The sequence below is a fragment of the uncultured Subdoligranulum sp. genome, assembly GCF_937890665.1.
On sequence record NZ_CALADU010000054.1, the window covers coordinates 1 to 10963 of the forward strand.

At 59.6% G+C, this 10963-nt stretch carries 12 protein-coding genes; 3 read left to right on the forward strand and 9 right to left on the reverse strand.

Annotated features, from left to right (window positions below):
• A partial coding sequence (locus tag Q0526_RS02935) for an asparagine synthase-related protein (RefSeq protein WP_298730698.1) occupies positions 1-1382 on the forward strand: 1382 nt, incomplete at its 5' end.
• Positions 1379-2860: a UDP-N-acetylmuramoyl-L-alanyl-D-glutamate--2,6-diaminopimelate ligase gene (locus Q0526_RS02940; protein ID WP_298730699.1), complete on the forward strand. Its 1482-nt coding sequence runs from the start codon at positions 1379-1381 to the stop codon at positions 2858-2860. The genes Q0526_RS02935 and Q0526_RS02940, both read left to right, overlap by 4 nt.
• A gap of 38 nt (positions 2861-2898) precedes the next feature.
• Here the strand turns inward: Q0526_RS02940 and Q0526_RS02945 are convergent, their stop codons facing one another.
• Entirely contained in the window at positions 2899-3609 is a 711-nt protein-coding gene (locus Q0526_RS02945) for a 16S rRNA pseudouridine(516) synthase (protein WP_298730718.1), read from the reverse strand.
• The gene (ybaK, locus tag Q0526_RS02950; protein WP_298730701.1) at positions 3609-4103 is read right to left on the reverse strand and encodes a Cys-tRNA(Pro) deacylase; all 495 of its coding nucleotides are present in this window, start codon (positions 4101-4103) and stop codon (positions 3609-3611) included. Before ybaK ends, Q0526_RS02945 begins: the two co-directional genes overlap by 1 nt.
• A gap of 139 nt (positions 4104-4242) precedes the next feature.
• On the opposite strand from ybaK, the gene aroF reads away from it, so the two are divergent.
• Positions 4243-5262 carry a 3-deoxy-7-phosphoheptulonate synthase gene (gene aroF / locus Q0526_RS02955; RefSeq protein WP_298730703.1) on the forward strand — a complete coding sequence of 340 codons (1020 nt, stop codon included), beginning with the start codon at positions 4243-4245 and terminating at the stop codon, positions 5260-5262.
• 39 nt (positions 5263-5301) lie between these two features.
• On the opposite strand, the gene Q0526_RS02960 is transcribed toward aroF, so the two are convergent.
• The 7 genes from Q0526_RS02960 to ilvD all read right to left on the reverse strand — a co-directional run.
• The gene (locus Q0526_RS02960; RefSeq protein WP_298730705.1) at positions 5302-6273 is read right to left on the reverse strand and encodes a hypothetical protein; all 972 of its coding nucleotides are present in this window, start codon (positions 6271-6273) and stop codon (positions 5302-5304) included.
• Between the two features lie 16 nt (positions 6274-6289).
• Positions 6290-7294 (reverse strand): MBOAT family O-acyltransferase, encoded by a 1005-nt coding sequence (locus Q0526_RS02965; protein WP_298730707.1) that lies wholly within the window; start codon positions 7292-7294, stop codon positions 6290-6292.
• A complete protein-coding gene (locus Q0526_RS02970; protein WP_298730708.1) occupies positions 7177-7587 on the reverse strand; it encodes a hypothetical protein in 411 nt (136 codons plus the stop codon). Before Q0526_RS02970 ends, Q0526_RS02965 begins: the two co-directional genes overlap by 118 nt.
• Before the next feature lie 39 nt (positions 7588-7626).
• Complete coding sequence (locus tag Q0526_RS02975; RefSeq protein ID WP_298730710.1) at positions 7627-7752, reverse strand: hypothetical protein; 126 nt, start codon at positions 7750-7752, stop codon at positions 7627-7629.
• Positions 7753-7855: 103 nt separating this feature from the next.
• On the reverse strand, positions 7856-8200 hold the full coding sequence (locus tag Q0526_RS02980; RefSeq protein ID WP_298730712.1) for a hypothetical protein: 345 nt from the start codon (positions 8198-8200) through the stop codon (positions 7856-7858).
• 69 nt (positions 8201-8269) lie between these two features.
• Positions 8270-9451 (reverse strand): MFS transporter, encoded by a 1182-nt coding sequence (locus Q0526_RS02985; protein WP_298730714.1) that lies wholly within the window; start codon positions 9449-9451, stop codon positions 8270-8272.
• Positions 9452-9604: 153 nt separating this feature from the next.
• On the reverse strand, positions 9605-10963 hold a 1359-nt coding region (gene ilvD / locus Q0526_RS02990), incomplete at its 5' end, for a dihydroxy-acid dehydratase (protein WP_298730716.1).

The following is a 10963-nucleotide window of genomic DNA, read 5'->3' on the forward strand; positions in this document are numbered from 1 at the left end:
ACGACGGCACCTTACTGTTTGCCAGCGAGATCAAAGCCTTTCTGGATCACCCGGCTTTCACCAAACAGCTCAACGAGGCACAGTTGGAGCTGTATCTGAGTTTTCAGTACTCCCCGGGGGAGGACACCTTTTTCCGGGGCGTGAAGAAGCTGCTGCCCGCCCACTGCCTGACCTTGGAAGGGACCCAACTGCGCATCGAACGGTGGTGGCAGGGAGATTTTGCCCCGGAGCTTTCCCCCACCGATTGGTCGAGCGCCATCGACGCGGTGCTGCGGGACAGCGTAGCAGCCCATCAGATCGCCGATGTGGAGGTGGCCGGGTTTCTTTCCGGTGGGGTGGATTCAGCCTATATCACGGCGCTGGCCCGTCCGGCGCGGTGCTATACCATCGGCTATGCAGAGGCGGGCTACGACGAGGCCGACCAAGCCGCCGAATTGGCGAACACGCTGGGCATCGAAAACCGGGTGCGGCGCATCACGCCGGAGGAATTTTGGGATGCCATTCCTGCGGTGCAGTACCATATGGACGAACCGCTGGCCGATGCAGCGGCGGTGGCCCTGTATTTTTTGAACCAACAGGCAGCGCAGGATGTCAAAGTTTGTCTGTCCGGGGAGGGCGCCGATGAGTTTTTTGCAGGCTACAATATCTATAAAGAACCCTTTACCGCGGTGTGGTATAACCGACTGCCCGCCGGGCTGCGGCGGACGTTGGGCCGGGTGGCCCAGCATCTGCCGGCAATTCCGGGGGTGAATTTTCTGGTGCGGCGGGCTGTGCCCCTCTGTCAACGGTATTACGGCAACACCGCCCTGCTGACCGAACGGCAAAAACGCCGGTTGCTTCGCCACGATTACCGCCGTAGAGAACCCTTTGATCTAGCCCGCCCCTACTGGCAAGCCAGTGCGGGGCTGGACACCGTGACCCGGATGCAATGGTGTGATCTGCACCTCTGGCTGGCGGGAGACATCTTGCTGAAAGCTGACAAGATGAGCATGGCCCACAGCTTGGAACTACGGGTGCCTTTTCTGGACCGGGAGGTATTCGCACTGGCCCGCCGCCTGCCCCCCGAAGACAAAGCCGATGCCCGCCAGACCAAAAAGGCCCTGCGAGCCGCGGCGGGCCGACACCTGCCGCTGCCCAACGCCCAGCGCAAAAAGCGGGGATTTCCGGTACCGGTGCGGGACTGGCTGCGCCAGCCTGCCTATGCCGCCCGGGTCCGGGCTGCCTTTGACAGCCCGGCGGCCGCCCGCTTCTTTCAGGTGCGGCAACTGCATATACTGTTAGACCGGCACTTGCGGCGCCGGCAAGATAATTGGCGGCAGATCTTTTGTATCTACTGCTTTCTGGTTTGGTATGAGCAGTTTTTTGGGAGTGATGCGGCATGAATTTGTGTGAGCTTTTACAGGCCACCGACGGCGTACTGCTGCAAGGGGACGCCCGTGTTTCGGTGCAGGGACTCTGTTACGATTCCCGCGCCGTGACGCCGGGGAGTTTGTTTGTCTGCCTACCCGGCCTGCACACCGACGGCCACCACTATGCGGCACAGGCCGTGGCGGCGGGGGCCGTCGGCCTTGTGTGTGAGCGGCCCATCCTCGGCCTGCCGGCAGAATTACCGGTGGTACAGGTGACCCACAGCCGCCGGGCACTGGCCCAGTTGGCCATCCGGCTGTACGATGCCCCCGCCCGCCGGATGACGATGATCGGCATCACCGGTACCAAAGGCAAAACCACCACCGCCCACCTGATTGCCTCGGTGCTGCGGGCAGCAGGGCACAAAGTAGGGGTCATCGGCACCAACGGGGTATGCTGGCCGGGGTATCGCCAGCCACTGGACCACACCACCCCCGAGAGCAGCGACCTGCAGCGGCTTTTGCGGCAGATGGCCGATGCCGGCTGCGATGCCTGCGTGATGGAGGTTTCCAGTTTAGGCCTGAAGATGGACCGTGTCACCGGGATTCTTTACGACATCGGGGTGTTTACCAACCTCTCCCCCGACCACATCGGTCCCGGCGAGCACGCCAGTTTTGCCGAGTATCGGGCTTGGAAAAGTGTACTATTCCGGCGTTGCCGGGTGGGCATTGTCAACGCCGACGACCCGCAAACCGAAGCCATCCTGACCCAGCACACCTGCCGGGTGGTGACCTACGGCATCGACCATCCGGCCGACTGGCGCGCCGATGCCGACCTGACCCTTTTGCGGCAGTCGGATTTTCTGGGCGTACAATTCACCGTCACCGGCCCGGACGGGCAGGCCCGCTCGTACCGTCTGCCCATGCCGGGGCGGTTCAGTGTTTACAACGCCTTGGCAACGTTGGCGGCAGCGCAGGTATTGGACCTGTCCGTTGCCGCCGCCCAAACCGGCTTACAGAAGGCGGCGGTGGAAGGCCGGGTGGAGCCGGTGCCGCTGCAAGCCCCCTTCACGGTGGTACTGGACTATGCCCACAACGAGGCCGCGGCAGAAAATTTGCTGACCTCCTTGCGGGCTTACCACCCCAACCAGCTCTGGGTGGTGTTTGGCTGCGGCGGCGGACGCAGCCGGGTGCGGCGATTTGGCATGGGGGAAGCCTGCGCCCGGTTGGCGGATTTCTGCATCGTTACCGAAGACAACAGCCGCGGCGAACCGCTGCCCCAAATTTTGGCAGACATCCGCACCGGCATGCAGCGGGGCAATCCCCGCACTCCTTTTGTAGAGATCCCTGACCGGCGGCAAGCACTGTACTATGCCTTGGATCATGCCGGACCCGGGGACATTGTGGCGGTGATCGGCAAGGGACACGAAACGACCTTGCAGCGGGGCAACGAAACCTTGCCCTTCTGCGAACGGGATATTCTGCAAAAATACATGAAGGCAAGATCGTCATAAAAAGAAGGGCATCCCGCTTAGGGATGCCCTTCTTTCGTTTATCGCTGTTGGAGTTGGTGCAGTTCTTCGACGGTCAGTTTCCGCCATTCGCCGGGTGCCAGCGCCGGATCTAGCGCCACCCCGCCGATGGCGCAGCGGTGCAGGGCATTGACCCCGGCGCCGTAGACGCCGAACATCCGCTTGATCTGGTGGTAGACCCCTTGATGCAGCGTGACCTGCACGGTGCAGGGGTCCTCCCCCAGCGGCTCCACCTCGGCCGGGGCCATCTGCTGCCCATCGGCCAGCGTGACCCCCGCGGCAAACCCAGTTTGCATGGCTTCGGTGAGCGGTGTATCCAGCGTAACCTGATACACTTTGTCCACATGGTGGGCCGGTGCCAGCAGATCATGGGCCAGCCCACCGTCATCGGTGAGCAGCACAAAACCGGTGCTGGTTTTATCCAACCGCCCCGCCGGAAACAGCGCCCGCCGGGGATAGTCCGCCGCCACCAGATCCACAACCGTAGTGTCCCGCTTATCCCGGCTGGCACTGACCACCCCTTCCGGTTTGTTCAGCATGATATACACATATTTCTGGTAGCTGCCTGCCAGCGGTGTACCGTCCACCGCCACAGCAGCGGTTTCGGCTACCTGTGTGTCGGCTTTGCGACAGACCACCCCATCCACCACAACCCGTCCCTTGGTGATGGCCTTGCGGCTCTCGCTGCGGGTCAGGCCGGTGCGCTCCGAAAGATATTTATCCAGCCGCATCATTGGTCATGCACCTGTGTAATCGCGGCGGTCTTCCCCCGGGAAGCCCGGATCAGGTCCTGCGGAGCACACTCGATCTGGGTGCCGATCCGTCCCCCTGATACCAGCATGGTGGGTTGGGTCAGACAGCTCTCATCAAAGACTGTGACATACTGCTTTTTCATTCCCACCGGGCTGCATCCACCCCGGATATACCCGGTGACCTTGTTGATGTCCGCCACATGAATCATCGCCACGCTCTTGACCCCGGCAGCCTTAGCGGCTTTCTTCAAGTCCAATTCGGCCAGCACCGGGACCACAAACACATAGTAGTTGCGGTCTGCCCCCTGCGTAACCAGCGTCTTAAACACCCGGGCCGGGTCCTGTCCGGTCAGTTGGGCCACCGTAGCGCCATCCACGGCCTGCCCCTCCTCGTGGGGGTACTCGTGGGCGGTGTAGGCGATCTTGGCCCGCTCCAGCATCCGCATAGCATTGGTTTTGGCTTCTTTTCCCATAGAAATCCCTCTTTTATCAACGCATTCCGGCCCTTATTATAATCCGCCCGAATTTTTTCTGCAAGGGGGCTTGACTTCAACGCTTTAAAGTGTTAAAATCTCGATATTGACAAAGAACCACTGCACAGGAGAAAGCATTATGATTATTGTATTAAAACAGAACGCCCCCACCGAACAGGTCCAGAATTTCTGCACCGAACTGCGCGGCATGGGCTTTGAGATCAATGATTCGGTGGGCCACGACACCCACATTTTGGGCCTGATTGGAGATACCAAAGCACTGGCGGAGAGCTGGGTGCTGGCCAACCCGGTGGTGGAAACCTGCCGCCGGGTCAGCGAACCGTACAAGAAAGCCAACCGCAAGTTCCACCCCGATGACACCGTGGTGGATGTGGGCGGCCACAAGATCGGCGGCGGCTATTTTGCCGTGATGAGCGGCCCCTGCAGCGTGGAAGGCCGGGAGCAGATCATCGGCATTGCCCAGCGGGTACAAGCCGCAGGGGCCAGCATTCTGCGGGGCGGTGCCTTCAAACCCCGCACCAGCCCGTACAGCTTTCAAGGCCTGCGGGCCGAAGGGCTGGAACTGCTGCAGGCAGCCCGGGCGGTCACCGGCCAGCCCATCGTCACCGAGCTGATGAACAACGAGCACATTCCCCTCTTTCTGGATGCGAAGGTGGACATGATCCAGATCGGCGCGCGGAACATGCAGAACTTTGAGCTGCTGAAAGCCGCGGGCAAGTTGAACGTTCCGGTGCTGCTCAAGCGGGGACTTTCCTCCACGCTGGAGGAGCTGGTCATGAGCGCCGAGTACATCATGGCCGAGGGCAACCCCAACGTGGTGCTCTGCGAGCGGGGGATCCGCACCTTTGAGAACAGCATGCGCAACACGCTGGATATTTCCGCCATTCCCATGCTGAAAAAGATGACCCACCTGCCGGTGGTCATCGACCCCAGCCACGCAGCGGGTATTGCCTTTATGGTCCCGGCACTGGCGCAGGCCGCCGTAGCCGCCGGGGCGGACGGCCTGATGATTGAAACCCACAACGACCCCGCCAAGGCAAAGAGCGACGGCGCCCAAAGCCTGACCCCCGACCAGTTCGATGCCCTGATGGGCGTGATCCGGCCTGAACTGGAATTTTTCGGCAAGACACTGAACTAACGCAAAAAAACGGACGGCTTTCCAGCCGTCCGTTTTGGTTTAGGCGTGGTTTTCCCACAGATTGCCGGGCACCGTGCGCCAATCGGGCAGATTGTAGTGTTCTTTCAGATAAGCGCCCAGATAGTTTGCCATCTTGGTGGCGCCGGAAATGTTGAGGTGATGGGGGTCACAGAAATCGGTTTCCTGACTGATGCCTGCGTCCGCCATATGCTCGAACATATTGATATACGCACAGCCATGCTCATCGGCGTACTGCTGCATAGCGTCAAAATACTGGAATTCCTCGGTGGACCAGGGCGCGGTGAAGAACACCACCTCGATGCCCTGCTCGTGACAGGTGTTGACGATGTCGTCCAGCATGGCCAGTGACCGTTCCCCGATGACCCACTTTTCCATCTGGGTCCAGTCCTTTACATCGGCCACAAACTCCCCGTCCCGGGGATAAAAACCTTTGGTGTCCAAAAAGTCCACCGTGTTGCTGGTGTCGGTAAAGTTATCCGCCGTCAGCTCGGTTTTGTTCTCATGGTAGGCCACCAGCGGAATGTAGTAGGACAGATATCGGCTGATGTCCCCTTCAAAACACATATCCAGATACTGCTGCTTGTAGGAAGATTCCGGGATGGCGGTGGTGTAGTAGATTTCACCGTCCATGTCGGTATCAAAAAGATTGCTGTTCACATGAAAGGTTTCGATCAGTGCCACCTTGGGCGACTGGGTGCGCAGCGAATCGTGGAAGAACAGCCACGTGGTGTTCCAGTGCTGCCAGTTGCAGCCATAGTTGTAGGCGGCAATGCCGTAGTTGTCGTACATGGCGTTCACGTTGACGTTACGCCATGCATGGCTGGAACCGTACACGATGACATCCACAGAGTTTTCCGGCAAAGCATGGAAAGCATTGATCCCTGCAATGGCCACATCGTCCCCGGTAGGCCGGGTAATATGCCCCAGCCCGATGATGCCCACCACAATGAGCACCAAACACAGCAGACTGGCCGCAATGCGTTTTACCATTCTTGTTCTCCCCCTCTTAGAATTGCGAATAGATGAAGTCAGCTGCCTCAAACCCGGGGCCATAGACCCCCAGCAGCAGAATGGCCAACACACCAAAGGTTACCACCAGCACCTGACACAGCCAGCTTTGCCGGGCGATACCGCGGCGGATCACAATGCCCTTATACTTGCACAGGTCCACCACAAACAAAATGCCGATATATACCAGCAATAGCCGGAAATTGATGGCGTCCAAACCACAGGTATACAGGGAGCCGTCAAACAAAATAAAGAAGTTTTTGGCGGTCAACATGCTGTGCAGAATCGTCAGGGAATCCATCAGGCGGTTGGCCCGGAAAAATGCCCAGGACAGGTTCACGCAAAGGCACGTACAGACAACCTGCACAACTTTATGCCCCAACGTGTCGGTATCCAAGGCGGTGAGGTGCAGCAGTTTGCGGCGCACCGGGCGCAGCAAATCCCCCACCACCTGATACAAACCGTTGAGCAAGCCCCAAAACACAAACGACCACTGGGCGCCATGCCACAGGCCGCTGACGGCAAAGGTGATCAGCACGTTGAGGTATTTGCGGGCTTTGCCCTTGCGATTGCCGCCCAACGGAATATACAGATAGTCCCGGAACCATGTGGAAAGCGAGATGTGCCAGCGGCGCCAAAATTCCGCATTGGAGCGGGAGAGATAGGGCGCTTGAAAGTTATCGATCAAATCGATGCCCAGCAGCTTGGCCGCCCCCATAGCGATGGTGGTGCAGCCGGAGAAATCGCAGTACAACTGCACACCGAACAGCAGCGTGGCCACAATCAAAAACCAGCCATCAAAGCCGTTTTCCAGCGTGTATACGGTATTTACAAAGATGGCCGCACGGTCCGCAATGACAATTTTGAGGAAGTACCCCCAAATCATCAACAGTACGCCGTCCCGCAGATGATCAAATTGCAGCTTTTGGGGTGCATGGAACTGGGCAAGCAGACTTTTGCCCCGGCTGATGGGACCCGACGCCAACTGCGGGAAAAAGGCCACAAACAGTGCGATTTGCAGCAGGCTTTTTCGGCGGGTTCGCCGCGGTAGACATCGATGAGATAGCCCACTGCCTGCAGCGTATAAAAAGAAATGCCCATGGGCAGCAGCCAACTGAAAACCGGCGGTGCGATCTGAATCCCCAGATGCGCCAGCACCACCAAGCAAGAATTGACCAGAAAAGTCAGGTACTTGAGGGTGATAAGCGGCAAAAATGCCAGCAGAACCGCGCCCCCCAGCCATAGGCGCCGGTGATGGCGCAGCTTGGCCAGCCCTAGACCGCCGAAATAGGCCACCGCCGTGACGAAGAGCAGGACCGGCAGGTGTGCCGGATGCTAGCACATATAAAAGAAATAGCTGGCAATGAGCAGCCACAGATTACGGCCTTGGCGCGGCACCAGATAATAGGCCAGCACAACCAGCGGCAAAAACAGCAAAAACTGTGGGGAATTAAAAACCATCTTTCCAACACTTCCTCTTTTTGATGGGGATACACCGCAAAGTGGGCGCACAAAGACCACCGACCAGCCGTTGTGCCGGGCGGTGGTGCTTGTATGGCATCGATTAGGCCGAGCAGGAGGTAATCAGTACTGGCAACAGGTTGATAACCACCACGATCACAAAGATGCTCCACATGAACCGTGCCACCGGGGCACGGCGCTTTTCGTCCCGCGGTTCAATGGAGCGGCGCCGCGTCTGGGATTTGGTGCGGCGCTCCGGCGGGCAGGTGTAGAACGGTTTTTTATCCGGCGCCTGCCGGACCCGATGCAAAATCTTCTCACCGTTTACCTCGTGGGTATGTGCGGTTTCGCTGCGCAAAACGTAGCGGTTCTCGGGCGGGATGGGCAGACCGCACTCCTCACACCGTCCGTTGACGACTTTACCGCCGCAAAGGCTGCACTTCTGCATAGGGACCCTCCTTATTTTCTTTTGTTCCATTATACAGGATTTTGACGAAAAAAAACAGGTGTACCGCCCTTATTGGGAAAGATTGGCGGCACGATGCGCCGCCGTCTTGCGGTGCATCGCCTCGGAGGAACCGGTCATCACCACCAGCGCCACCAAAAGATACCACGGGAAAAGGGTCATGCTGATATGCTGGGCCAGCAAACCAAACAGCGGCGGCAGCAGCGTCGTGCCCACATAGGCCGCCGCCATCTGGACCCCCGTCATCGACATACTCAGGTTGCGTCCGAAGTTGGCGGGGGTCTCGTGAATGATGCTGGGATAGATCGGCGCGCACCCCAGCCCCACGATCATCAATCCCGCAAACAGCAGCCGGTTGCCGCCGGGCAAAAAGATCAGCGCCAACCCCAACAGGATCACCGCCTGTCCGCCGCGGATCATCTGATGGTCGTTGAAGCGCATGGTCAGAAAACCGCAGAAGAAACGTCCCACCGTGATGCCCAGATAGAATAGGCTGGCCCATCCTGCTGCCGTTTCTGCATCGATGCCCCGCACCAAGGTGCAATAACTGGCCGCCCACATACCGGCGGTGCATTCCACCGCCGAGTAGCAGGCAAAACTGACCATAACTTCCGGCACGCCGGGGATGCGCAGCAACTGGGGCAAGCTGCGGTGCTCCGGCGTTACGCCCACCGCCGCGCCGTCCTCATCGGGACGTTTCCAAAGAGGCAGGCTGAATACCAACACCGCGGTAAGGACAATTTGCAGCAGCGAGATGACCCGATAGCCCCCCTGCCAGCTTCCGGCTGCCAATGCCCGTCCCATAATGATCGGACCGATGGTGGCGCCAATGCCCCACATACAGTGCAGCCAGCTCATATGGCGGCTTTCGTAATGCAGGGCCACATAGTTATTCAAGGCAGCGTCCACGCTGCCCGCGCCCAGACCGTAGGGCACCGCCCATAGGCAGAGCTGCCAGAAAGCGGTACAACTGGAAAATCCAAACAGCGCCGCTGCGGTAAGGGCCACGCTGCCCGCTGTCACCTTGCCGGTTCCCAGACGGCTGTTGAGCCAATCACTGCCCAAACTGGAGACAATGGTGCCCGCCGAGATGATCATGGACACCGCACCAGCCCAAGAAAGGCCGGCGCCCAGCGCCTGATACATACTGGGCCAAGCAGCCCCCAACAGGCCGTCGGGCAGGCCCAAACTGATAAACGCCAGATAAATCACTGGCAGCAGCAACGAAACCATGAGATTCCTCTTTTCTTACCTTCGTATAGACAAAATTCGGTTTGATTATACCATGTTCCGCCGGATTGTGGGAGCCTTTTTCTTTTTCCGCCACAAAAAAGTACGCAGCGGCCGCACAACCGCTGCGTACTGAAAAAATCGGAATCCTGCGGGTTATTGCAGTACCGCGCCCTGATTGGCGCTGGTGACCAACCGCGCATACCGGGCCAGCCAGCCCGACTTCACGTTGGGTTCCGGCTGGACGTAGGCCGCCTTGCGGCGTGCCAGTTCCTCGTCATCCACCGCCAAATGGATGGATGCATGGGGAATATCGATCTCGATGGTGTCTCCCTCTTTGACCAAACCGATGGGACCGCCCGAAGCAGCCTCCGGCGAAACGTGACCGATGGCCGCGCCGCGGCTGGCGCCGGAGAACCGTCCGTCGGTGATCAGCGCCACGGTGGTGTCCAGCTTCATGCCTGCCAGCGCGCTGGTGGGGTTGAGCATCTCCCGCATGCCGGGACCGCCCTTGGGGCCTTCGTACCGGATAACCACCACATCGCCGGGATGGATCTCTCCGGCATAGATGGCCGCAATGGCTGTTTCCTCGCTGTCGAACACCCGGGCCGGGCCGCTGTGGACCTGCATTTCCGGTGCCACGGCGCTGCGCTTAACCACACAGCCGTCGGGGGCGATGTTGCCCCACAGGATCTGCAAACCACCGGTCTGGCTGTAAGGATTGGTGATGGGCCGGATGGCCTTCTCATCCAAAATCTTCGCCCCCGCGATGTTCTCGCCCAGTGTTTTGCCGGTAACGGTGGGCACCTCCAAATCAAGGAGGCCCGCCTTGGCCAACTCGGCCTGTACCGCCGGAATACCGCCGGCCTCGTAGAGGTCGGGCATGTGGGTGGGACCTGCCGGGGCCAGATGGCAGAGGTTGGGGGTCTTGGCACTGATCTCGTTAAAGAGCGCCAAGTCGATGGGCACACCGGCCTCCTGCGCAATGGCCAGCAGGTGCAGCACCGTATTGGTGGAGCAGCCCAGCGCCATATCGCAGGCCAGCGCATTGCGGATGGACCGTTCGTTGATGATCTGGCGGGCGGTAACGCCGCGCTTGACCAGATCCATGATGGCCATACCGGCATGCTTGGCCAACTGCAGGCGCTTGGCATAAACGGCGGGAATGGTGCCGTTGCCGGGCAGCGCGATACCGATGGCCTCGCACAGGCAGTTCATGCTGTTGGCGGTATACATACCGGAGCAGGAACCGCAGCCCGGGCAGCAGTTGCAGGTGCAGTCCTCCAGTTGTTCATCGTTGATGAGGCCCGCTTTGTAGGCGCCCACCGCCTCGAACATCTTGGAAAGGCTCACTTCCTCGCCGCCGTACCGCCCCGCCAGCATGGGACCGCCGGAGCAGACCACCGCGGGCACATCCATCCGCACTGCGGCCATGACCATGCCGGGCACGATCTTGTCGCAGTTGGGCACCAACACCAAACCGTCCAGCTGATGGGCCATATACATGGTCTCCAC

Bases quoted from the DNA above. Each gene is read 5' to 3' on its own strand.
- Q0526_RS02940 (WP_298730699.1), top strand. From the start codon at position 1,379: ATGAATTTGTGTGAGCTTTTACAGGCCACCGACGGCGTACTGCTGCAA.
- Q0526_RS02945 (WP_298730718.1), bottom strand. From the start codon at position 3,609: ATGCGGCTGGATAAATATCTTTCGGAGCGCACCGGCCTGACCCGCAGC.
- ybaK (WP_298730701.1), bottom strand. From the start codon at position 4,103: ATGGGAAAAGAAGCCAAAACCAATGCTATGCGGATGCTGGAGCGGGCC.
- aroF (WP_298730703.1), top strand. From the start codon at position 4,243: ATGATTATTGTATTAAAACAGAACGCCCCCACCGAACAGGTCCAGAAT.
- Q0526_RS02960 (WP_298730705.1), bottom strand. From the start codon at position 6,273: ATGGTAAAACGCATTGCGGCCAGTCTGCTGTGTTTGGTGCTCATTGTG.
- Q0526_RS02975 (WP_298730710.1), bottom strand. From the start codon at position 7,752: ATGGTTTTTAATTCCCCACAGTTTTTGCTGTTTTTGCCGCTGGTTGTG.
- Q0526_RS02980 (WP_298730712.1), bottom strand. From the start codon at position 8,200: ATGCAGAAGTGCAGCCTTTGCGGCGGTAAAGTCGTCAACGGACGGTGT.
- Q0526_RS02985 (WP_298730714.1), bottom strand. From the start codon at position 9,451: ATGGTTTCGTTGCTGCTGCCAGTGATTTATCTGGCGTTTATCAGTTTG.